The 21,332-nt window shown below is 67.2% G+C and carries 19 protein-coding genes; 6 read left to right on the forward strand and 13 right to left on the reverse strand.

Features of this window, described 5'->3' with window-relative positions:
- Positions 1-110: 110 nt before the first annotated feature.
- Positions 111-1,202: a Gfo/Idh/MocA family protein gene (locus tag ACWF5H_RS10105; RefSeq protein WP_452036591.1), complete on the reverse strand. Its 1,092-nt coding sequence runs from the start codon at positions 1,200-1,202 to the stop codon at positions 111-113.
- Positions 1,203-1,360: 158 nt separating this feature from the next.
- Between ACWF5H_RS10105 and ACWF5H_RS10110 the strand changes: the two genes are divergently transcribed.
- Positions 1,361-2,017, forward strand: a complete 657-nt coding sequence (locus ACWF5H_RS10110) for a hypothetical protein (protein WP_452036592.1) — start codon at positions 1,361-1,363, stop codon at positions 2,015-2,017.
- A 175-nt stretch (positions 2,018-2,192) separates the two neighbouring features.
- Here the strand turns inward: ACWF5H_RS10110 and ACWF5H_RS10115 are convergent, their stop codons facing one another.
- From ACWF5H_RS10115 to ACWF5H_RS10155, 9 genes are all read right to left on the reverse strand, one after another.
- On the reverse strand, positions 2,193-3,383 hold the full coding sequence (locus tag ACWF5H_RS10115; RefSeq protein WP_452036593.1) for a glycoside hydrolase family 26 protein: 1,191 nt from the start codon (positions 3,381-3,383) through the stop codon (positions 2,193-2,195).
- Positions 3,384-3,460: 77 nt separating this feature from the next.
- The gene (locus ACWF5H_RS10120; RefSeq protein WP_452036594.1) at positions 3,461-4,345 is read right to left on the reverse strand and encodes a carbohydrate ABC transporter permease; all 885 of its coding nucleotides are present in this window, start codon (positions 4,343-4,345) and stop codon (positions 3,461-3,463) included.
- On the reverse strand, positions 4,345-5,250 hold the full coding sequence (locus ACWF5H_RS10125) for a carbohydrate ABC transporter permease (protein ID WP_452036595.1): 906 nt from the start codon (positions 5,248-5,250) through the stop codon (positions 4,345-4,347). Before ACWF5H_RS10125 ends, ACWF5H_RS10120 begins: the two co-directional genes overlap by 1 nt.
- A gap of 92 nt (positions 5,251-5,342) precedes the next feature.
- Complete coding sequence (locus ACWF5H_RS10130; RefSeq protein ID WP_452036596.1) at positions 5,343-6,623, reverse strand: ABC transporter substrate-binding protein; 1,281 nt, start codon at positions 6,621-6,623, stop codon at positions 5,343-5,345.
- Between the two features lie 147 nt (positions 6,624-6,770).
- Complete coding sequence (locus tag ACWF5H_RS10135) at positions 6,771-7,991, reverse strand: ROK family transcriptional regulator (RefSeq protein WP_452036597.1); 1,221 nt, start codon at positions 7,989-7,991, stop codon at positions 6,771-6,773.
- A 105-nt stretch (positions 7,992-8,096) separates the two neighbouring features.
- The gene (locus ACWF5H_RS10140; protein WP_452036598.1) at positions 8,097-8,630 is read right to left on the reverse strand and encodes a gamma carbonic anhydrase family protein; all 534 of its coding nucleotides are present in this window, start codon (positions 8,628-8,630) and stop codon (positions 8,097-8,099) included.
- Between the two features lie 71 nt (positions 8,631-8,701).
- The gene (locus ACWF5H_RS10145) at positions 8,702-9,313 is read right to left on the reverse strand and encodes a class I SAM-dependent methyltransferase (protein ID WP_452036600.1); all 612 of its coding nucleotides are present in this window, start codon (positions 9,311-9,313) and stop codon (positions 8,702-8,704) included.
- A gap of 104 nt (positions 9,314-9,417) precedes the next feature.
- Positions 9,418-10,278 (reverse strand): formyltetrahydrofolate deformylase, encoded by an 861-nt coding sequence (gene purU / locus ACWF5H_RS10150; RefSeq protein WP_452036601.1) that lies wholly within the window; start codon positions 10,276-10,278, stop codon positions 9,418-9,420.
- Positions 10,279-10,283: 5 nt separating this feature from the next.
- Positions 10,284-11,390: an FAD-dependent oxidoreductase gene (locus ACWF5H_RS10155; protein WP_452036602.1), complete on the reverse strand. Its 1,107-nt coding sequence runs from the start codon at positions 11,388-11,390 to the stop codon at positions 10,284-10,286.
- Positions 11,391-11,663: 273 nt separating this feature from the next.
- On the opposite strand from ACWF5H_RS10155, the gene ACWF5H_RS10160 reads away from it, so the two are divergent.
- From ACWF5H_RS10160 to ACWF5H_RS10175, 4 genes are all read left to right on the forward strand, one after another.
- Positions 11,664-12,758 carry a S1C family serine protease gene (locus ACWF5H_RS10160; RefSeq protein WP_452036604.1) on the forward strand — a complete coding sequence of 365 codons (1,095 nt, stop codon included), beginning with the start codon at positions 11,664-11,666 and terminating at the stop codon, positions 12,756-12,758.
- Between the two features lie 246 nt (positions 12,759-13,004).
- Positions 13,005-14,285, forward strand: coding sequence for a serine hydroxymethyltransferase (gene glyA / locus ACWF5H_RS10165; protein ID WP_452036605.1), 1,281 nt, complete (start codon positions 13,005-13,007; stop codon positions 14,283-14,285).
- Between the two features lies 1 nt (position 14,286).
- The gene (locus ACWF5H_RS10170; protein ID WP_452036606.1) at positions 14,287-15,186 is read left to right on the forward strand and encodes a bifunctional methylenetetrahydrofolate dehydrogenase/methenyltetrahydrofolate cyclohydrolase; all 900 of its coding nucleotides are present in this window, start codon (positions 14,287-14,289) and stop codon (positions 15,184-15,186) included.
- 701 nt (positions 15,187-15,887) lie between these two features.
- Positions 15,888-16,526, forward strand: a complete 639-nt coding sequence (locus ACWF5H_RS10175; protein ID WP_452036608.1) for an endonuclease domain-containing protein — start codon at positions 15,888-15,890, stop codon at positions 16,524-16,526.
- 291 nt (positions 16,527-16,817) lie between these two features.
- Here ACWF5H_RS10175 and ACWF5H_RS10180 read toward each other — a convergent pair whose 3' ends face one another.
- Positions 16,818-18,218, reverse strand: a complete 1,401-nt coding sequence (locus tag ACWF5H_RS10180) for an MFS transporter (protein ID WP_364646775.1) — start codon at positions 18,216-18,218, stop codon at positions 16,818-16,820.
- A gap of 260 nt (positions 18,219-18,478) precedes the next feature.
- On the opposite strand from ACWF5H_RS10180, the gene ACWF5H_RS10185 reads away from it, so the two are divergent.
- A complete protein-coding gene (locus ACWF5H_RS10185) occupies positions 18,479-19,393 on the forward strand; it encodes a LysR family transcriptional regulator (protein WP_452036610.1) in 915 nt (304 codons plus the stop codon).
- A gap of 160 nt (positions 19,394-19,553) precedes the next feature.
- On the opposite strand, the gene ACWF5H_RS10190 is transcribed toward ACWF5H_RS10185, so the two are convergent.
- Positions 19,554-20,843, reverse strand: coding sequence for an NAD(P)/FAD-dependent oxidoreductase (locus ACWF5H_RS10190; protein WP_452036612.1), 1,290 nt, complete (start codon positions 20,841-20,843; stop codon positions 19,554-19,556).
- A gap of 56 nt (positions 20,844-20,899) precedes the next feature.
- On the reverse strand, positions 20,900-21,226 hold the full coding sequence (locus ACWF5H_RS10195; protein ID WP_452036614.1) for a 2Fe-2S iron-sulfur cluster-binding protein: 327 nt from the start codon (positions 21,224-21,226) through the stop codon (positions 20,900-20,902).
- Positions 21,227-21,332: the final 106 nt, after the last annotated feature.

A 21,332-nucleotide genomic window follows, 5' to 3' on the forward strand; every position in this document is an offset into this window, starting at 1 on the left:
CGGGGAAACGGGAGAGGGGGGCGTGCGCAGGAATCAGCACCCAAAAAACGGATGGGGCCGCCCCCCCCTCCCGGGAAGGGTCCCCCCCCCCGCCGTCGTGCTTCAGCAGCTCAGTCCGTGACCTGGACGGCTCGGTCATTGGCGTAGCTCACGCCCAGCTGGGCGCGCACGCCGTCGAAAAGCCGCATGGTGTCCACGGTGTCCGCCCACGGCATGGTGGGGCTCTGCTGCAGGCCGGCCTGGATGCAGCGGGTGACCTCCCGCAGTTCAAAAACGTAGCCGTGGCCGACCTTCGGGAAGGTTTCCACCCGTGCCTCGCCCAGATGCGGCTCGATGGTCAGCTCGGTGGGGTGGTGCAGCGGCGCGTTGCTCCGCAGCCAGCCGCCGGTGCAGGCCACCGTTGCCGTGCGCGGCGAGGCCGCCTGCAGCGAACAAGCCAACTGCGCCTGCGCGCCCGAGCCGTAGCTGAGCGTCATGGCGTTCTGGGCGTCCACGCCGTCGTCGTTGACCAGACCGGTGGCGGAGACCGTCTGCGGGAAGCCCAGCGATCCCAGCGCCCAGGTCAGCGGATAGACGCCCAGGTCCAGCAGCGCACCGCCGCCGGCGGCGGGGTTCCAGAGCCGGGCTGCCGGGTCATAGACGGCAGGAAACCCGAGGTCGGCCTGCACCCAGCGGACCTCGCCGAGCTCGCCGGAGGCCAGGATCTCCCAAGCGCGGTTGATGATGGGCAGGAACCGCGTCCAGACCGCTTCCATCAGGAACAGCCCGCGGTCGGCCGCCAGCTCGGTCAGCTCCAGGGCTTCCCGCGCATTGATGGTCAGCGACTTTTCACACAGCACGTGCTTGCCGGCTTCCAAGGCGCGCCGGGCGATCCCGTAGTGCTGGCCGTGCGGCGTGGCCACGTAAACCACGTCCACCTCCGGGTCGGCGAAGAGCTGATCATAGCCGGCGCCGGCATCGCCGTCGAAATAGGCAGTGGCGAAGCCGAAGCGCCGCCGGAAGGCCGCGGCGTTGGCATGGTTGCGCGAGCTGACGGCTTGCAGCACGGCGTCGGCCAACCGGGCGAGGTCTTCGCTGACCAGGGTGGCGATGGCTCCGGTAGACACCACGCCCCAGCGCAGCGGACGGCCGGTGGCCTGGAGCGGGCCGGGCGAGCCGGGCGCGAGGCAGGGCGGCGGCGCGATGCGGGGAAGTTGTGTCATGGCTCCATCTTGGCCGCCTACTGGTTGGGACGTCCATGGGGACGCTCAACCTTTGTCCCATCGCTCCCGCGCGGCAGCTGTGCCCTACCGGTGCGGACCTATGGATGGTACAAAGTAAGCAGGCTCAGTATTTCCGACACTACGAGGAGGAGCAGCACATGGATACCGGAATGATTGTCGGCATCATCGTCGCGATAGTTGTACTCCTGATCATCATCGGAGTCATCGTCTTCTTTGCTCGGAAGCGGAGCACGCAGCGCAAGCTCGAAGAGCAGGAAGAGCACCGCCGGCAGGCAGCGGAGATGCGGCAGGGCGCGCAGGCGTCGTCGGTGGAGGCACGGGAGCGTGAGGCAGACGCGATGCAGGCGCAGGCCGAGGCCCAGCGCGCGGACGCGGAGGCGGAGCGGGCCAAAATTGAGGCCGAGCGCCTGCGCCAGGACGCCGAGCGGCGGCAGCAGGACGCGCAGGGAATCCGGCGCGAGAGCGAGGAGACGCTGCGCAAGGCCGACGACCTGGACCCGGACATCAATACCAAGGACCGTGCCAGCAGGTCGGACCGCCACCACGACGACGGCGCCCAGCACGGCGACGCCGGCACCGGCCGTCCGGCAGGCACCGATACGACCCGCGGCACGGACCCGGGCACGGACACCGCCCGCGAGGGGGATGCCTACCCGGCAGAAGGCGACGAAGCCGGCCGCCACATCGACAAGACGCGGTATACCGATGACACCCGGAATGCCGATGACCCTCGCAATGACGACCCGCGCAATGACGACCCTCGCCGCGGCGAAGGCGGCAGCCACAACATCTAAGCGGAAGCCGGTTCATACGCCGTCCGTCGGCCGGCCTTGCTGAGCAGCGGCAGGATACTCAGCAGGCAGCCGGCGGCGGCCGCGAGGAATAACCGTCGGTGGTCCACGAATCCGATCAGTGCGGCCGCGCCCGGTGCCCTTTTGGAAACCAGCAGTCAGCGGAGCGTGGATGGGCTCACGATCCGGGCACGCAAGGCTGCGGCTGGTCGGCGAACCAGAACCACTCCGGTAGGTCCGCGGTGAAAGCTTCGGCAACGGGGGAGGTGCCGATGGAGCGCCAGTCCACCACGGCGTCGACCTCTACCTCGTGCTTGTTCCATTCAAACCAATTGACCATCTTGAGCTGCGGGTAATCCGCCGGGATGCGAGGATCGAACAGTTGACGCCACCAGGCCTGCTTGATCGCCAGTTCTTTGGCGCCGCCCGTGCCGGGAATGCTCAACGCCGCCGTTTCGGGAACGGCCACCGGCTTGCCGCGTTCCGCGCCGTACTCGGCGTAAAAATCCGGCACGGCCAGGTCGTTGCCGCCGGCGCCGGTATACGTCCCGGTCAGCTGCTGCAGGAATTTTCCTTTCTCCGGCACAACGTTGGCACCCCAGGGGTAGGTGTTGCCCCAGTGGTAGAGCGACATCCCCACCCAGTCAACGGCCTCATCGCCCGGATAGTACGGGGCGTACGGATCGTCATCGCCGGTGATGGTCCCGTCCTTGTTGGTGTCCAGGTCCAGGAAGTCCCGGCTCTGCGGCCCGGCCTGGTGCTGTCCGCCGGCGAAGGGATAACCGCCGCCATAGTTGGGTGCCCACATCGTGGCGCTGCCCGGGGCAAGGCGGTGGATGGACTCCGCCACCCGGCGGAACGCTGCCTTGTACGCGTCCGGCTGCTGGCCCCATTCGTACCAGGAACCGTTCATCTCGTGGGCGAAGCGGACGATCACGGGCACGCCTGCCCTGTTGTAACGGTCAAGAGTGGTGGCGAGGTCATCCGTGACCTGGGAGGTCACCGCTGCCAGTCCGGCCCGCGGCTCGAGGGTCAGGAGCAGAATCCCGCCCTCGGCCCGGACCTGTTCAAACGCTGCTTCCAGGTTTGCCTCGGCATCGGTGCCCAACGGGAAGGAGGCGAAGCTGACCACCACGGCCGGACTGCGGCCCAGGTTTTTGCCGTATTCCTGCAGTGTCTCTTGGTCCCAGTCCAGGTTCACGCCGGCCAGCACGCCGGACTCCGGGGCCAAGGATGCACCGTCGCGGGCAACGCACACGGCAACAGACGGTGCGGCGGCGGATGGGGCGGGGTCTGCGGAACAGGCGGAAAGTCCCAGGAGCAGCAGCACAGAAGAGGCGGCCGTCTGCCACGCCCGGTTCAAAGTCACGCTCCCCATTCTTCGGCATGAACCGCCGCCGGCGGTTTAGCCCCGGCCCAAACACACCACACTCTCAAGCGCCGGAGTCAGCCCTTGACCGAACCGCTCATCAAACCGCCGACGAAGTACTTGCCCAGGATGATGTAGACCAGCAACGTGGGCAGGGAGGCGATCAGCGCGCCGGCCATCGAGGCGGCGTAGTCGGTCAGCTGCCCGCCGGCCAGGAAGCTCAGCGCGATGGTCACCGGGCCGTTGGAACCGGAGGAGAAGAACGCTGCAAACAGGTAGTCGTTCCACGCGGAGGTGAACTGCCAGATCAGCACCACCACGAAGCCCGGGGTGGAGATCGGCAGGATCACCGAGGCGTAGGTGCGCAGCAGGCCCGCGCCGTCCATTCGCGCGGCTTCGATCAGCTCGCCCGGAACCGACTCGTAGTAGTTGCGGAAAATCAGCGTGCAGATGGGCAGGCCGTAGACGATGTGCAGCACCAGCAGCGAGGGAATGCCGTTGGGTACCCCGAGGCCCTGCATCAACTGCGTCAGTGGGATCATCACGGCCTGGTACGGGATGAACATGCCGAACAGGATCAGCGTAAAGACGACGTTGGCGTACGGGAATCGCCAGCGCGAGAGCACGAAGCCGTTCATCGAGCCGAGGAAGGCTGAGATGATCGACGCCGGAATCACCATGGCGAAGGTGCGGCCCAGCGCCGGTGCCAGGGTGTCCCAGGCCTTGGCCCAGCCCGCGGTTTCCCACGTAGTGGGCAAGAGCCACGCGGTGGAGGGATCGGCGTCGGACGGGCCCTTGAAGCTGGTGATGAACAGGACGTAGGCCGGAATCAGCACCACGAACACGAACAGCAGCAGGATGGCGTATTTAAGCGTCCGGTTCATTCGCTGCCGGCCGGTGCGCGGCGCCGGCGGACGGGGCCTGGCGACCTCGACGGGCGGCGGGACGGTTGCGGTGGTCATCAGCGTTTCTCCTGCCGCGAGGTGTAGACGAGGTACGGAATAACCACCAGCGCCACGAGCACCAGCATGATGGTGCCGATGGCCGCCGAATCGGCGTAGTCGCTGCCGATGTACTTGACCCACATCATGGTGGCCGGCACCTGGATGTCGTACGTGTTGGCATCCGGAACGATGGCGCGGATCAGGTCGAACAACTTCAACGACATGTGGCCGATGATGATCACGGCCGAAAGCATTACCGGGCTCAACTGCGGGAAGATGACGTGCCGGTAGAGCTTCCATTCGCTGCAGCCATCGATCCGCGCGGCCTCGCGCAGTTCTTCCGGGATGCCGCGGAAGCCGGCCAGGAACAGGGCCATCACGTAGCCGGAGAGCTGCCAGATGGCGGGTACGGCGATCGCGGCGATGCCCCAGTTGGGGTCCGACCACCAGCTGTTCTGTAGGAAGCCGAGTCCCACGCTGTCCAGCAGCCGGTTCAGTCCGGTGGTGCGCTCACCTCCGGACTGGTCGGTCTGCAGGCTGGAAAGCAGCCAGCGCCACACCACGCCGGAGGCGATGAAGGACACGGCCATCGGGAAGAGGTAGACCGAGCGGAAGAATCCCTCGCCGAAAGCGGGCCGCTCCAGGATCCATGCCCAGAGGAAACCGAAGATCAGCGTGCCGGCCAGGAACACCACGGTGAGCAGGAGCAGGTTGCGCAGCGCGTGCTGGAAATCTGCGTCCCCGAACAGCCGGAAGTAGTTCTCCAAGCCGACAAAGTCCGACGACGGCCGGGCAGTATGCTGGTTCGTCATCGAGATGCGGACGTTCTCCGCAATCAGCGCGTAGACAAAGACGGCCAGCAGGACGAGGGTGGGGGAGATCAGGGCTAGCGCCGGGCCCCAGGTCTTGACTTTCTTGAACATCGAATCCTCCTTGTGCCGCCGGCACACCGGGTGGGACGTGGAAGGGCGGGCGCGGAGGTTCAGCCGCGCCCGCCCATCCGGGGGTGTCCTGGTTACTGCTGGAACTTCTTGGCGATGGATGCTGCGGAGTCCTGCAGCGCCGCAACATCCTGCGGGCCGCCGAACTTGCTCACCGCGGTGCTCAGCTCGTTCAGCCAGGCCACGGGCACTGCGGCTCCGTGGGCCAGCGAGGACACGATCGTGTCGGACGAGAAGTCCTCGATGGCGCTCTTCTGGTACTCGCCGAACTTGTCGGCCGGCACGTCCGTGCGGGCCGGGATGGAGCCCTTCGCCGCGTTGAAGGCCTGCTGGCCGTCAACACTGGAGATGGTGGTCAGCCACGCCTTCGATCCATCGGGATTCGGAGCGCCCTTGGGCAGTGTGAACGAATCGGCCAGGAAGTCGAAGACGCCGTCGGTCCCGGGGGTCGGGAAGTAGACGTAGTCCTCGCCGGGCTTCTTGCCGTCCTGCGAGAACTTGGCTTCGGCCCAGTCGCCCATCACGTTGTAGGCGGCTGCTCCGTCCTCCACCAACTGCGTGGCCGGACCCCAGTCGCTGAGGGTATCCCGGTCCGAGTTGGTGTAGCTGAGCGCCTTCTTGTAGTTCTCGATGGCCTTGGTGACGTCTGCGCCGGCCCAATCGGTGGTGCCGTCCCAGAGCCCGTTGTAGCCTTCGGCACCCAGGGTAGCCAGCAGGATGTTCTCGAACAGCTGTACCTGGGTCCACGTGCCGGCTACGGCCAGCGGGGTGACCCCGGACTCCTTGATCTTGTCCATGTCCGCAAACCAGGCGTCCAGATCGGCCGCCGGCTTGGCCGGGTCAAGGCCGGCCTTCTCGAGCACGTCCACGTTGGCCCACACCACGTTGGCCCGGTGGATGTTCGACGGGACGGAGTAGATCTTTCCGTCGACGGTGAGGCGGTCCAACAGGTCCTTCGGGAAGGCCTCGTTCAGCTTGGCTTCTTCGTAGAACGAGGTGAGGTCCTCGAGCTGGTCGGCGGCGATGTAGTCCTGCAGCTCGGCGCCTGCATGGGCCTGGAACGAATCCGGTGGATTGCCCGACTTCAGGTTGGCGGCCAGGACGCTCTTGGCCTGGCTGCCGGCGCCGCCGGCGACGGCAAGGTTGTCGAACTTCAGGTCCGGGTACTGCTCGGAGAAGATGTCCACCAGTGCATCCAGCCCGACCTTCTCGGAACCGTCCGCCCACCAGGTGAAGACTCCCACCGAACCCGACGCTTCTGAGGGATTGGCATCCTCAACCGCGCTTCCACCACCGCAAGCGGACAGGAGCAAACCTGCAGCCGCAACGCTGGCGAGCATAGCTATGCGTCGCATAACGCCTCCATCAATCAACAGTCTGTGGCCACGGGGTCTGCATGACCCGCACACGGATGTGTGGCTTGAAGGAAGTTAACTCCGTCACAGGGCTTGTCGTCAAGAGTTGAACGCAAAGCGTTACCCAACTGTCGGTCGGCGGCAGGCTCAGACGAAGGGCAGTTCGGCCTGTTGGAGCACCAGCGTGGCGGCTCCCAAGGCCTCTGCGCGGCTGCCCAGGGTGGACATCGCCAGTTCGGTAGATTCACCGACGACGGGGACCACGTGGCGCAGTAGCCCTCGCCGCACCGGGTCCAGCAGGATGCCGCCGAGGCCGGTGAGCGGGCCCCCGACGACGATGAATTCGGGGTTGAGCAGGTTGCAGACATTGGCCAGTGCACGCCCCACGGCCAGGCCCGCATCGTCTATCACCCGAAGGGCGGCCGGGTCGCCGTCGAGGGCAATCCGGACAATATCCTCCGTGCCAATCGGTGCGTTGCGGCCGTGGCTGAGCAAATCAATCATGGTGGACGTGGACGCGACGGTCTCCAGGCAGCCGCGGTTGCCGCAGCGGCAGATGACTCCGTGTTCGGCCACGGTGGCGTGGCCGATCTCGCCCGTGACCCCGATGTGGCCGTAATACAGTTCGCCGTTGAGGACCAGGCCTGCACCGATGCCCGATCCAATTTTCAGGAACACCAGATTCTGGGCGTGCTGGTATGGGCCCCAGCTGACCTGCGCGAGTGCGCCCAGATTTGCGTCATTGTCGACGAAAACGTCCGCGCCGAACCGTTCCTGCAGCCGGGCCAGCAGGTTGATGCCCACCCATTCGGGCAGGATGGCGCCGTGGATCACGGTGCCGGTGCGGCGATCGATCGGTCCCGGGATTCCGGCACCGACGCCGAGCACCGCCCCGGGGGATACCGATTGTTCATCCAGCAACCGTTGGACCAGCCGGGCTGCGGCGTCGATGCCCTGCTCGGCGTCGTGGCCGAGCGGCAGCTCGACGGCGTCAGCGGCCAGCACTCGGTGGTCCAGGCTCACCAGCACAACCTGCACGTGCCGCCGGCCGAAATCCACTCCGACCGCGACGGCGCCGCGGCCGTCGATCCGGACCGACAAGGCCCGGCGGCCCGAACTGGTGGTCGGCTCGGTGCTGATCAATCCGTCTTCGGCCATGGCCTTGACGATGTTGGACACGGTGGCGGTGGATAGCCCGGTCTGCCGGGACAGCTCCGCCTGCGTCAGCGGACCGCGGGCCATCAGCGACTGCAGGATCCGCTGGCTGTTCCGCCGGCGCAAAGCGCCCTGGGAGCCGGGCCTGAGCTGTGGGTCGCGCGGAACGGAGCGCGACGAGGCATCGAGCGTGGACGGCGGATCGGCTGACATACTCAAAAGAGTGCGTCAGCTGCGACTTGTAGTCAAGAAGTTAACGCAATCTCGCCCTGAATGCGACGCCGGCACCGTCGTTGGATGCCCGCCGGGGTAATGCTCCTACTGCTCGCTGGCGTCGTCGATCGCATCGCGGTGCAGGGCAGCGAGCTCCACGTAGCGGGCGGCGTTGTCGAGGACGGATTGGTACTCTTCCTCGGTCAGCTCGCGGCGGACCTTGGCGGGGACGCCTGCAACGAGGGAGCGCGGTGGAATCTGCATGCCCTCAAGCACGACGGCGCCGGCTGCCACCAGCGAGCCTTCGCCCACTACGGCGCCGTTCATGATGGTTGCGCTCATGCCGATCAGGCAGTTGTCCTCAACGGTGCATCCGTGGACCACTGCGGCGTGGCCGACGCTGACGCCGGCGCCTACCGTGCAGGGGAAACCGGGGTCGGCGTGCAGGACCACGTTGTCCTGCAGGTTGCTGCGTTCGCCGACCCGGATCGGAGCGGTGTCACCGCGCACGCTCACGCCGTAGAACGCGCTGGAGTCGGCGGCCAGGGCCACGTCCCCGCTGAGCGTGGCCGTGGGCGCAACAAAGGCGGACAGGTCGACGGCCGGCAGCATGCCGGCGATGGTGATGATGTGGGCCATGGCACCAGCCTAGCCAGTGCGCGGCGCTTCAGCGGGTTCGTGACGGACGTGCCGCGCCGGTAGCCGCCCCGTCAAGGCTTGGTGACGACGAAGAACTGGTAGTGCCGGTCGGTTCCCGGCCGGTCCCACGTGGTGAAGCCGGAGACCAGTCCGTGCTCACCGAAGAGCCGGCGGACGGTGTCGTCGCGGCGCCGGCTGAAGAAACGGTCCTGCTGGATTTCGTCGTCGACAACGTTGACCTCCTCGTCGTCGCCGGACCAGAGCCCGACCGCCAGCGGAGCTCCCTCGGCCAGGACGCGCATCGTCTCGGCCAAAACATCAGGCAGATCCCGGTCTGGAATATGCAGCAGCGTGCTCATGGTCCAGCCGGCCGAAAACGTGCCGCTGGCGAACGGCAACTCGCGGACCGAGCCGACCACCGCCTCCAAATGCTTGGCACGGGCGATCCGGACGTTTTCCTCGGACAGATCGATGCCGGTGTAGTGGATCCCCGCAGCCTTGAACGCCAGCCCGTCCGCGCCGGTGCCGCAGCCGATCTCCAACACGCTGTGCCGGTGCACCGCGACGAGGGACGCGATGAACGTCTGCCTGGCAGCGTCCCGCTTCGGATCCCGAGCGCGGCGGTCGCGGGCGGGGGCTTGGCGGTCATAAAACGCCTTCAGCTCCGGCTCGTGGTTGCCCATCCGTCGAGAGTACGCGCCAGGCGGGCCGCGGCACAGGGGCGGGCGCCGCCGTCGTGGTCAGCGGATGCCGGACTAGCGACGGTACGCCCCGGGCGGGTGCCGGACTAGTTGAAGACGACGGTGCGGTTACCGTCCAGCAGTACGCGGTGTTCGGCATGCCACTGCACCGCGCGGGCCAGCGTGCGGGCTTCGACGTCGCGGCCCAGCGCCACGAACTGCTCGGCGGTGTGGGAGTGGCGGACCGGGATGACCTCCTGGTCGATGATCGGACCCTCGTCCAGGTCCGCGGTGACATAGTGCGCGGTGGCGCCGATGAGCTTCACGCCGCGGGCATGCGCTTGGTGGTACGGCTTGGCGCCCTTGAAGCTGGGCAGGAAGGAATGGTGGATGTTGATCGCCTTGCCGGCCAGTTCGGTGCAGAGTTCGTTGCTGAGCACCTGCATGTAGCGGGCCAGGACCACCAGCTCCACGTCGTGCTCGGCGGCCAGGTCCAGCAGGGCCTGCTCGGCCTGCGGCTTGGTGTCCGGCGTGACGGGAATGTGGTGGAAGGGGATGCCGTAGAACGCGGCGAGATCGGCCAGATCCGGGTGGTTGGAGACGATGGCCGGGATTTCGATCGGCAGTGTGCCGGAGCGCTGCAGGAACAACAAGTGGTTGAGGCAGTGGGCCGACTTCGACGCCATCAGCAGCGTGCGCATCTTGACGCCCTCGCGGCGCAGCTTCCAGGTCATGCCGAACTCCTGCGCCACCGGCTGCAGCCGTTCGTGGAGTCCTGTGTAGGACTGGTGGGTCGCCACCGCCACCCGCATGAAGAAGCGTCCCGACTGCGTGCTCTCATACTGCTGCGATTCGGTGATGTTTCCTCCGGCCTGCACCAGCGCGCCGGCAACGGCATGCACTATGCCGGGGCGGTCCGGGCAGGAGAGCGTGAGGGTGTAAGCGGTGGGATTGGCGGCGTCAGTCACGAGTCCTAGGCTACCGGCTGCCGTTCGTCTTCGGCGGCAAGGCGCCTGGTGGCCGCGACGGCGGCAGCGCGGCCGGCGCGGGTGGCGCCCACCGTGGACGCGGACGCCCCGTAGCCGACCAGGAAAAGGCGCGGCTCCTTCAGCACCGAGACGCCGTCCTCGGCCATCATGATGCCGCCGCCGGGTTCGCGCAGCCGCAACGGCACCAGGTGGTCCAGCGACGGCCGGAAGCCGGTGGCCCAGAGGATCACATCCACGTCTTCGGTGGAGCCGTCGGCGAATTCGACGCCGTGTTCGGTGATGCGCTCCAGCTTCCCGCGGGAGACGAGGATGCCGGCGTCAATGCCCTGTTGGTACGTCTCGGTCAGCGGCAGGCCGGTGGCGGCAACCACGCTGAGGGTGGGCAGACCGGCACGGGTGCGCTCGTTGACCCGGCGCTCCACATCAACGCCCCACTCCTTGTCGAACGGGGTGGCGGTGAAGTCCGGCGCGCGGCGCGTGGACCAGAGGGTGTGGCCCCCGGCGGCATCCAGCTGCAGCAGGAACTGCAGCGCGGAAGTGCCGCCGCCGACCACCAGCACGCGCTGCCCGCTGAACTGGTCTGCCGACCAGAATTCCCGGGTGTGCAACTGGCGTCCGCGGAAGGTTTCCTGCCCGGGGTAGTGCGGCCAGTACGGCTTGTCCCAGGTCCCGGTGCCGCTGATCACCGTGCGTGCCAGCCACTCGCCGCCGGTGTCGCTGCGTACCCGCAGGAGGTCGCCGTCGTCGTCAATTGAAGTGACACGGACGGGGCGGTGTACGGGCAGCTGGAACTGCTGCTCGTAGGCACTGTAGTAACGGCGGACGACGGCGGAGGACGGCTCATGCGGATCCGGAACCCCCAGCGGCAGGCCGGGGAGGTCGTGCAGCCCGTGCGCGGCGTCAAAGGTCAGCGAGGGCCAGCGGTGGCGCCAGGCGCCGCCCGGGCCGTCATTGGCATCCAGGACCACAAAATCGCGTTCGGGAACCAGTCCGCGGCGGCTCAACTGGTAGGCGGCGCTCAAACCGGCCTGGCCTGCGCCGATCACCACGGTCTGTAGCTGATGGCCGCTGCCTGTTGCCTGGTCCGCCACGGTGCTCCTTCGATTGTTGACACTTCAACTTCTATGGGCTGTAACGGCGGCGGGCGGCAGGGTATTCCGGGCCGGGCCGGGCCGGGCCGGGCCGCGCCTCGCCGCGCCTCGCCGGGCCGGGCGGGGTGCGCGCGGGGCGAGGTAAGGCGTGCCGCGGCGAACTGGCGGCCGAGTACGCGGCGGGCGGCGGGAGCCGGGCCGTCTCCGGTGCCCGTCCCTGATGCCGCGAAACCGTTTTCTCCCGGCCCCGATGGCGCTAGGGTGGCAGCAGCGATGACGGAGGGCCGTGCCATGACGCATCTGGAACGTCGAAACCCGCTGCGCAGCAGACCCATGCGGGTCATGCTGGCCGTCGCAGTAGTCGTAGCCTTGGCCGGCTGCACCGGCGGCGGCAGTCCAGGGCCGGCTACAAGCGGTGGAGCCACCCAGACGCAGGGCGGCGAGGGCGGGCAAACCGGGGGAGCGCAGGCTGCCGGCGGCATTCCGGACATCGTGCAGCGCGTGCAGCCGTCCGTAGTCACCATTTTCACCAAGGGCGGCTTGGGCAGCGGCGTGGTCTATTCCAAAGACGGGCTGATCCTGACCAACGAACATGTGGTCGGCGACAGCACCAAGGTCGAAGTGGCCTTTGCCGATGGACAGCGCAGCACCGGGCAGGTGCTGGCGACCGACGCGGTGTCCGATCTGGCATTGGTGCGGACCGGGCGCGACGGGCTCCCGGCCGTCACGTTCGCGCCGGGACTGCCGAGGATCGGCGAACTGGCGGTGGTGATCGGTTCGCCGCTGGGCTTCGAGAATACTGCCACGGCCGGCATCATCTCCGGCCTGCACCGTTCCATCCCCGGCTCATCCTCGTCCAGCCTGGCGCTGGTGGACTTAATCCAGACCGACGCCGCAATCAGCCCCGGCAACTCGGGCGGCGCCGTCGTCAATGCGCGGGGCCAGCTGGTGGGTATCAGCGAGGCCTACATTCCGCCGGAAGCCGGTGCGGTGTCGCTGGGCTTCGCCATTCCCGCCGCAACCGCTGAGGAAGTTGCCGGGGAACTGCTCAAAAACGGTGCCGCCACACACGCTTTCATGGGGCTGGCTCCTGCCACCATCACGCCGGAGATCGCACAGCAGCTGGGGATGCCGCAGGCCGGCGGCGTGGTGGCGCTCAATGTGACCAACGGCGGCCCGGCCGACAAAGCGGGAATCCAGCCCGGAGACGTGCTGGTGAGTGTGGACGGAGAGGACCTGGAAACGGCCGAGGACCTGCTGGCCGTCCTGCGGAAGCACGATCCGGGCGATGTGGTCACCGTGGAAATCCGCCGCGGCAGCGACACCAGCACGGTGAAGGTCACGCTTTCCGACCGGCCGGCGGGTTGACCGGCTGTTACGATTGGCTCGCCGCGACTGGCGTTAGGTGGGACACCACCAGGAAGCGGCAGCAGGGACGGGATACCTCGGTTGCCGCTCCTGCAGATGCAGACCACGGATCGCACGCCTGGGACGTAAGGTCACGTTTGGGCCGGAGTGTGTCCGGGGCTGGTAACGCGTCATGCGTGCGGTACTTGCACCCGGTAATCTGGCCTGTAGCAGTGAGATAAGCCCACCACCCAGGAGATTCTCCCCGTGACTTCCACGCCCTCTGTGACCGATCTGCCGTTGTCCCAGGTTGATCCTGAAATCGCCGCTGTGATCGATGCCGAACTCGGCCGCCAGCGCGACACCCTTGAAATGATCGCCTCCGAGAACTTCGCACCGCGTTCGGTGCTCGAAGTCCAAGGCTCGGTCCTGACCAACAAATACGCCGAGGGTTACCCGGGACGCCGCTACTACGGCGGCTGTGAGCACGTGGACGTCGCCGAGAACCTGGCGATTGAGCGGGCCAAGTCGCTCTTCGGCGCGGAATTCGCCAACGTGCAGCCGCACGCCGGTGCCCAGGCCAACGCTGCCGCCCTCTCCGCCCTCATCCAGCCAGGCGACAAGATGATGGGCCTGTCGCTGGCGCACGGCGGACACCTGACGCACGGCATGAAGCTGAACTTCTCCGGCAAGCTCTACCAAGTGGCCGCCTACGAAGTAGACCCGCAGACGTTCCGGGTGGACATGGACAAGGTCCGCGAACAGGCACTGGCCGAGCGCCCGAATGTGATCGTGGCCGGCTGGTCCGCCTACCCGCGGCAGCTGGACTTCGAAGCCTTCCGCTCCATCGCCGACGAGGTCGGAGCCTACTTCTGGACCGACATGGCGCATTTCGCCGGGCTGGTCGCGGCCGGCCTGCATCCGAACCCGGTGCCGCACTCGGACCTGGTCACCTCCACGGTGCACAAGACCCTGGCCGGCCCGCGCTCCGGCGTGATCCTGGGCAAGCAGGCCTTTGCCAAGAAGGTCAACTCCGCTGTGTTCCCGGGCCAGCAGGGCGGCCCGCTGATGCATGTGGTGGCGGCCAAGGCCGTGGCTTTCAAGATTGCCGCCGGCGAGGAATTCAAAGTGCGCCAGGAACGCGTGCTGGAAGGCGCCCGGATCCTGGCCGAACGCCTGACCGCCGCGGACGTGGCCGAGGCCGGCGTCTCGGTGCTGACCGGCGGCACCGACGTGCACCTGGTCCTGGTGGACCTGCGCAACTCCGATCTGGACGGCAAGCAGGCCGAAGACCTGCTGCACGAGGCCGGCATCACGGTCAACCGCAACGCCGTGCCGTTCGATCCGCGCCCGCCGATGGTCACCTCCGGCCTGCGGATCGGCACCCCGGCGCTGGCCACCCGCGGCTTCGGCTCCACCGAATTCACCGAGGTTGCCGACATCATCGCCACCGCGCTCAAGGGCGGGGCGGACGTTGCCGCGCTGCGCGCCCGCGTCAAGAAACTGGCCGACGACTTCCCGCTCTACCCGGGCCACGAGGAGTGGTGATATGAACCTGTACTCAACCCCGCCGACGTCGCGCGTGCTGGACGGCAAAGCCACCGCCGCGCAAATCAAGAGCGAACTCACCGAGCGGGTCTCGGCGCTCAAGGCCAAGGGCATTGTGCCCGGTCTGGGCACCGTCCTGGTCGGGGATGACCCGGGCAGCAAGTGGTATGTGGGCGGCAAGCACAAGGACTGCGCCGAGGTGGGCATCGAGTCCATCCGCCGCGACCTGCCGGACACCATCTCGCAGGAGGAACTGGAAGCAGTCCTCGACGAGCTGAACGCGGATCCGGCCTGCACCGGCTACATTGTGCAGTTGCCACTGCCCAAGCACATCGACACCAACCGCATCCTGGAGAAGATCGATCCGGCCAAGGACGCCGACGGGCTGCACCCGATGAACCTGGGCCGGTTGGTGCTCAACGTGGGCGAGCCGCTGGACTCGCCGCTGCCTTGCACCCCGCACGGCTGCGTGGAATTGCTGCTCCGCCACGACATCGAACTGGCCGGCAAGCGCGTGCTGGTGGTGGGCCGCGGCGTCACCGTGGGCCGCCCGCTCGGGCTGCTGCTGACCCGCAAGACGATCAACGCCACGGTGGTCCTGGCCCATACCGGAACCCTGGACCTGGCCGCGGAGCTGCGCGAGGCCGACGTCGTCATTGCCGCCGCAGGCATGCCGCACATGATCAAGGCTGCCGACCTCAAGCCGGGTGCCGTGGTGCTGGACGTGGGTGTGAGCCGGGTCGAGGACGAAGACGGCAAGGCCCGGGTCACCGGCGATGTGGAGCCCGGGGCCCGCAACGTGGCCAGCTGGCTCTCGCCCAACCCCGGCGGCGTCGGCCCGATGACCCGCGCGATGCTGCTGGCCAACGTGGTGGAAGCCGCCGAACGCCAGGCAAGCTAAGCCGCCGGCTCTGAGCGCTCAGCCGCCGGAACTCTAAGCGCCGAGAAGAACCGCGCCCGCCGGAACTGAGCGCCGAGCCGCCGGCACTCTAAGCGCCGAGAAGGGCCGCACCCGCCGGAAACCGCGGGTGCGGCCCTTCTGCATGGCTGGACGGCGCGGCCAGGGGCCGGCGCTGGTGGATCTCCCAGCATCCGGTGGAGAGAAACGCCGATAAAACGCTGCCGGTTATCCCGTTTTCTCTCCACCGGATGCGGCAACCTGTGGAGAACTCCAGCGCCTCCGGCAACCGTTGCAGATAATGCGGTATGTCCTACGAGTCCAACGGCGACGAAGATGCGCCAGCAGCCGGAGGGGCAGAGCCGGTGCGGAGCACTGATCAGCCAGCGGGGAGAATGCGCGGGCGGCCTCCTCGACTGCCTGTGCACCTGCAAAACTCAGCCTTCACGTTTGAGGACGCTTTCAGGGCTGGACTGACCAGGACGCAGCTTGACAGCACGCGGCTGGTTCGCATCAGCCGCGGGGTACGAATGTACCGGGAGGCTGAGCCCGACTTAGCGGCGCGGGTCAGGCCCCTGACCAGGATCAGTGGCAGCTGCGCGGCGTCGCATGACACTGCTGCACGCCTGTGGGACTTTCCCGAACCTGAACGCCGCCGATATGACCGGCGAGTCCACATCTCACGCCCTAGCGGCGGCGGTCGCATGCAGCGGGCCGGGGTGATGGGCCACCGTTCGCGCATCCTGCCCGGAGAGGTCACCGTTGTGGACGGGGTTTTCCTTACTACCCGTGCCCGCACGTGGCTGGACCTGGCGGCAGGGCTGGATCTGGACGACCTGGTGGTGATTGCGGACCACCTGCTGCGCATTCCTCGGCCGGAATTCGATGGCCGGCTCGAGCCGTTCGCTACCAAGGACGAACTTCACGCGTTGTTGTTCCTGCACCCGGGAAAGAGCGGTCGGCGAAACGCCCTCGAGGCGCTGGCGCTCGCGCGTGTGGGAGCGGACTCCCCGCCGGAAACCAGGCTGCGGCTGGCCATGCTCCGCGCCGGGTTTCCGGAACCCGAGGTCAACAGACCCATTATCGACCGCGACGGAAACGCCCTGCATGGCCCTGACCTGTCGCTGCCCGAGTACCGCATCGCGATTGAGTACGACGGCGAGGGTCACAGCGATTCGGGCCAGATCGCCCGTGACATTGAGCGGGAAGAACGCGCGCGGGCAGCCGACTGGGACGAAGTGCGCATCTCCAAGCGGCACATGGCCAACGGCGCCAGACGGGCGGTCGAGAAAATCGCGGTGGCGCTCCGTGCACGCGGATGGCGCCAAGAGGACGCCGCCTGACCAGGCCACCGATAACTGCCGGTAGGTGACCGGGCCCCGGATCACTGCCGCGACAATGACGGCGTGCAGCCAGCAGCAGACGCGAATCCGTGAGGGACAGCCGGGCGCGGCCAGCGGACGCTGACAGGTAAAGGCACGGATGGCAGAACGAACTGAAGACCGGACAAAAAGAGCGGGTGCCCGGCCGGAATTGCTTCCGGCCAGGCACCCGCCTGATGAGTTGATTAGCGGCGCTGGATCAGCGCAGCCAGCCTGTTGACTAGCGGCGCTGAGTCAGCGCAGCACGTCTGCTCAGACGCCCACCTTGACGGCGTCGTCGGTGGAGACGCCGCGGCGCTTGTCCATGATGGTGGCTCCGACTTCCTGCTCGGCCTGGTTCTTGATGCTCAGGTCGATACCCTTGCGGTCGCGGAGGAGCGACACGCCGATCACGGAGATCACGATCATGACCAGCAGGTAGACCGAGACCGAGGTGGTGGTGCCGGTGGCCTGCACCAGCGCGGCGGCGATCGTGGGGGCAAAGGCGCCGCCAATGATCGCGCCGAGGGCGTAGGAGATCGAAACCCCGGAGAACCGGATGGAGGCGGGGAAGATCTCGCTGTACCAGGACGACTGCGGTCCGTAGGTCAGGCCGAGGCCGACGCTGAAGAGGACCAGAGCCAGCAGGAGCATCCAGATGCTGCCGGTGTTGACCAGCCAGAACAGCGGGAAGACGGTCAGCGCTAGCGCTGCGTAGCCGATCAGGTAGGTCTTCTTGCGGCCGATCGCGTCGGAGAGGATGCCGCCCACGAGCGTGAAGACCAGCCAGACGGCGGCGGCCGCGGTGATGGCCAGCAGCACCGGGGTGCGGTCCAGCCCGATGGGTCCGTCCGGGTTGGTGGCGTAGTTGGTGATGTAGCCGCCGGTGGTCATGTAGCCCGCCGCGTTATTGCCCGCGAAGACCATGGCGGCCAGGATGACCAGCAGCCAGTGCTTCTTGAAGAGTTCAACCACTGGAACGCTGCGCTGCTGCTTGGCCTCGGCAATCTCCTGGAAGACCGGGCTTTCCTCGACGGTCTTGCGGACAATGTAGCCGACCACAATCAGAACGACGCTCAGCAGGAACGGTACGCGCCAGCCCCACTCGATGAATGCCTGGCCGGGGGAGATCACGCCGGTCATCAGGGCCATCACGCCCGAGGCCAGCAGCATGCCCAGCGGCACGCCGATTTGCGGGTAGGAACCGGCGAGGCCACGCTTGTTCCGGGGCGCATGCTCAACAGCCATCAGCACAGCGCCGCCCCATTCGCCGCCCGCGGACATGCCCTGCAGGATGCGCAGCAGCAGCAGCAGGATCGGCGCGAGCACGCCCGCCGTCGCGTAGGTGGGCAGGAAGCCGATCAGGGTAGTGGCGCCGCCCATCAGGATCAGCGTCAGCACCAGCATGGCGCGGCGGCCAATCTTGTCGCCGTAGTGGCCGGCCAGGAAGGCACCCAGCGGGCGGAAGAGGAAGCTGATGCCGACGGACGCGAACGCCAGCAGCAGGCCGATGGAATCACCCGCGGGTTTGAAGAAAAGTTCCGCGAACACGAGGCCAGCCGCGGTGGCGTAGATGAAGAAGTCGTACCACTCAATGGTGGTGCCGACGATGGTGGCAAACGCGACGCGACGCTGGTTCGCGGCAGTCGAGCGCCCTGAAACTGCAGTGCTCATGATGTCCTTCAGGAACGGTCACACCGAGGAGATCGGCATGGTGATGGTGCAAGGGGAAGAGGAACGACGACGCCGGTGGCTCGCCGCCGATCGTTTCCGCTGTTGGGAACCGATCGTGAACGGTTCGTCGCGCCGTTGCCGATGGGGTCCTCCATCTGTGATGAGCGCAACTATTGAACTTATCACTCATTGTGACACGCACTACTTCTATCAGTAAACTTCAGAAAACAGATGAACATCTTTGATCGGACTGAAGAACAATGGCTGACTTCACGCTGCGGCAGCTCGAGCTCTTTGCGGCGCTGCCGGATCATCCGACGTTGGGCTCAGCGGCAGCGAGCCTGAGTATCTCCGAGTCCGCGCTCTCGCAAGCCATCACGGCGCTGGAGCGTGCCGCCGGTGAACAGCTCTGCGTTCGGCGGAAAGCGCGTGGCCTACAGCTGACCCCTTCCGGGCAGTTCTTTGCCCAACGTGCCCGACTGCTGCTGCGGGATGCTGATGCGCTCATCAACGACCTGGCGGGTGCCGCCGGCGAGCTCAAGGGGCCGGTGCGGCTGGGCTGCTTCGCGAGCTTTGCCAGCACAGTCCTGCCTGCGGTGCTCGATCAGCTGCCGGAACAATACCCGGGAATCAGCGTGGAGGTGACGGTCGGTTCGCATGACGAGCTGCTCCCTGCGCTGGATGCCGGCCAGTTGGATCTGGCCATGGTTTACGACATGGAACTCCCGGCCGGTTATCACCAACGCACCATCTACCGGACTGAGCTGCAGGCAGTGCTGCCCCCGGAGCATCCGCTGGCCGCCCGGCCAACGGTGGATCTGGCCGATCTGGCCGACGAACCACTGATCATGTACGAATCGAGTCCCAGCACCGCCAATACCTACCGGGTCTTCGCGGACCGGGGACTTCGCCCGCGCATCGTGTCCTCGATGCCCCAAGTGGTGCTGGTGCAGGCCTTGGTCGGTAGGGGGCTGGGCTACGCGCTGCTGATGTCACGGCCGGAAGCTCCGGCCGTGACCGTTGAAGGCAGGGACGTGGCGGTCCGCCCGTTATCGCCGCCGGTATCCCCAACCACGATGTGTGCCATTTGGCCGGAGACCATGGTCCTCAGCCCGCGGGCGGAGGCAGTGCTGGGCCATGCGGTGAGGGCGCTCAGAGGTAGTGGGCCCGAGTGACGCACTCCCGCGCGAGGCTCCCGCGTCGGACAAGACCGAGCCGGCTCCGCGGCAGGGCTGGGCCGTGCCTCGCCCGAGTTCGCGCTAAACCGTGCCGATGTTGTGCCCGCGCGAAACCGCGCCGCCCGCGTCCGCGCTAGACCTACGTTCCGCCGCCGCGTTACACCGTGGCGGGTTGCTGTTTGGAGTAGGCCTTGAGGTCGAAGTCCGGGTCGGCGGCTTGTTCGGGGGTGAGGGTGCGTCCGGCGGCGAGCAGGCGGCGGGCGGCCATGTGGTCGGCGGGCTGGTTGACGGATTCGACGGCGGCCAGGGTGCCGTTGCGGAAGCAGAAGACGGAGAACTTCTCGTCCGCGGGGTTGCCGCGGAGCACGGTCTGGTCGCCAGGGGCTACCAGACCGGCGATCTGCAGGCGCAGTGGTCCTTGGTTGGACCAGAACCAGGGCAGGTCGGCGTAGCCATTGGACTCGCCGCCGGCGCCGGAGCCGGTCTCGGCCTTCCCGGAATGGGAGCGGAGGATGGCGGCGGCGGCGTGGCGGGCCTGGTCGGTGGCGTTCTGCACGGATTCGAGCCGGGTGCGGGCGCCGGCGTGGGTGTTGGGGAAGGAGGCGCAGTCGCCGAGGGCGTAGATGTTTGGGTCGGAGGTGCGCAGGTTGCCGTCCACCACGATGCCGTTCTGCACTTCCAGGCCGGCGGCTTCGGCGAGCTCGGTGCGCGGGGTGACGCCGACGCCGACCAGGACCAGGTCCGCCGGGTAGCGGTCCCCGGTGGTGGACACCGCGGCAGTGACGTGCCCGGCGTCGTTGCCGTCGAAAGAGGAGATGCCCTCGCCCAGACGCAGCCTCACACCGAGGCGTTGGTGGGCGTCGGCGAAGAAGCCGCTCATCACCGGGGTCAGGGCGCGTCCCATCGGCCGGTCGGCGTACTCGAGGACGGTGACGTCCAGGCCGCGGGCGCGGGTGGCGGCGGCGAACTCCAGGCCGATGAAACCGGCCCCGATCACGACGACGGAGCGCACCGTGTCGAGGCGGGCATGCAGGGCCTGGGCATCGGTGAGGGTGCGCAGGCCGTGGATGCCGGCCAGGTCGGCACCGGGCACGGTGAGTTCACGGTTGGCGGCGCCGGTGGCCAACGCCAGGGTCGAATAGGCCAGCGTGCTGCCGTCGTCGAGGGTGACGGTCTTGGCCGCGCGGTCGATGGAGGTGACGTGCACACCGAGGCGGGCATCGACGTCGTTGGTAGTAAAGAACTTTTCCGGGCGCAGCGGCAGCGGGACCGGGTCCTTGCCGGCGGCGAGGTAGTCCTTGGACAGCGGCGGGCGCTGGTACGGGTGGTGCGTTTCCTCTCCGAGCAGCGTGATCGCACCGGTGCAGCCTTCCTTGCGCAGCGAATCCACCAACTGGATGCCGGCCTGGCCGTTGCCAACAACAACCACGTTCTCAGGAGTACTCATCGCGTTCATGGAGGGCCTTTCGGTAAGGGGCGGGCCGGCCGGCCGCGGCGGCCGGGTCAGCTCTGTTCGTCGGGAATGTCGACTTCGATGTCATCGAAGTGGTCTCCGGCCGTGAGCTGGCAGCCAAGACGGCTGCGGGCCGGATCGCGGGGAGAAGCGGTGGTTTCAAGCATTTCTTCTTCGGCGGCGCTGATGGCGGGCAGGCCGTCGAGGTATTCGTCCCGGACGTAAACGTGGCAGGTGGCGCAGATGGCCTGCCCACCGCATTCGCCGATGATTCCGTCAACACCGTTGATCACCGCTGTCATCATGACTGTCATGCCGGCCTCGGCGTCCAGGCTATCGACGTTCCCGTCGGCCTGGTGGTAGGTGATCTTCGCCAAGATTCTTCTCCTTGTTTGGGTCTGAACCTTGATCGTAGGTGCAGCATGGCGCGACGGTTGGCGGTAGCGGTGGCGGATTTGGCCAGCTTAGGTTGCGGGTCGCTCA

The organism is Arthrobacter sp. NPDC055138, from assembly GCF_053607305.1.

Coding starts and splice junctions, on each gene's coding strand:
- ACWF5H_RS10180 (WP_364646775.1), bottom strand. CDS start 18,218: ATGAGCACTGCAGTTTCAGGGCGCTCGACTGCCGCGAACCAGCGTCGC.
- ACWF5H_RS10135 (WP_452036597.1), bottom strand. CDS start 7,991: ATGTCAGCCGATCCGCCGTCCACGCTCGATGCCTCGTCGCGCTCCGTT.
- ACWF5H_RS10125 (WP_452036595.1), bottom strand. CDS start 5,250: ATGTTCAAGAAAGTCAAGACCTGGGGCCCGGCGCTAGCCCTGATCTCC.
- ACWF5H_RS10145 (WP_452036600.1), bottom strand. CDS start 9,313: ATGGGCAACCACGAGCCGGAGCTGAAGGCGTTTTATGACCGCCAAGCC.
- ACWF5H_RS10185 (WP_452036610.1), top strand. CDS start 18,479: ATGGCTGACTTCACGCTGCGGCAGCTCGAGCTCTTTGCGGCGCTGCCG.
- ACWF5H_RS10130 (WP_452036596.1), bottom strand. CDS start 6,623: ATGCGACGCATAGCTATGCTCGCCAGCGTTGCGGCTGCAGGTTTGCTC.
- ACWF5H_RS10105 (WP_452036591.1), bottom strand. CDS start 1,202: ATGACACAACTTCCCCGCATCGCGCCGCCGCCCTGCCTCGCGCCCGGC.
- ACWF5H_RS10160 (WP_452036604.1), top strand. CDS start 11,664: ATGACGGAGGGCCGTGCCATGACGCATCTGGAACGTCGAAACCCGCTG.
- ACWF5H_RS10175 (WP_452036608.1), top strand. CDS start 15,888: ATGCAGCGGGCCGGGGTGATGGGCCACCGTTCGCGCATCCTGCCCGGA.
- ACWF5H_RS10190 (WP_452036612.1), bottom strand. CDS start 20,843: ATGAGTACTCCTGAGAACGTGGTTGTTGTTGGCAACGGCCAGGCCGGC.
- ACWF5H_RS10110 (WP_452036592.1), top strand. CDS start 1,361: ATGGATACCGGAATGATTGTCGGCATCATCGTCGCGATAGTTGTACTC.
- ACWF5H_RS10140 (WP_452036598.1), bottom strand. CDS start 8,630: ATGGCCCACATCATCACCATCGCCGGCATGCTGCCGGCCGTCGACCTG.
- ACWF5H_RS10120 (WP_452036594.1), bottom strand. CDS start 4,345: ATGACCACCGCAACCGTCCCGCCGCCCGTCGAGGTCGCCAGGCCCCGT.
- ACWF5H_RS10170 (WP_452036606.1), top strand. CDS start 14,287: ATGAACCTGTACTCAACCCCGCCGACGTCGCGCGTGCTGGACGGCAAA.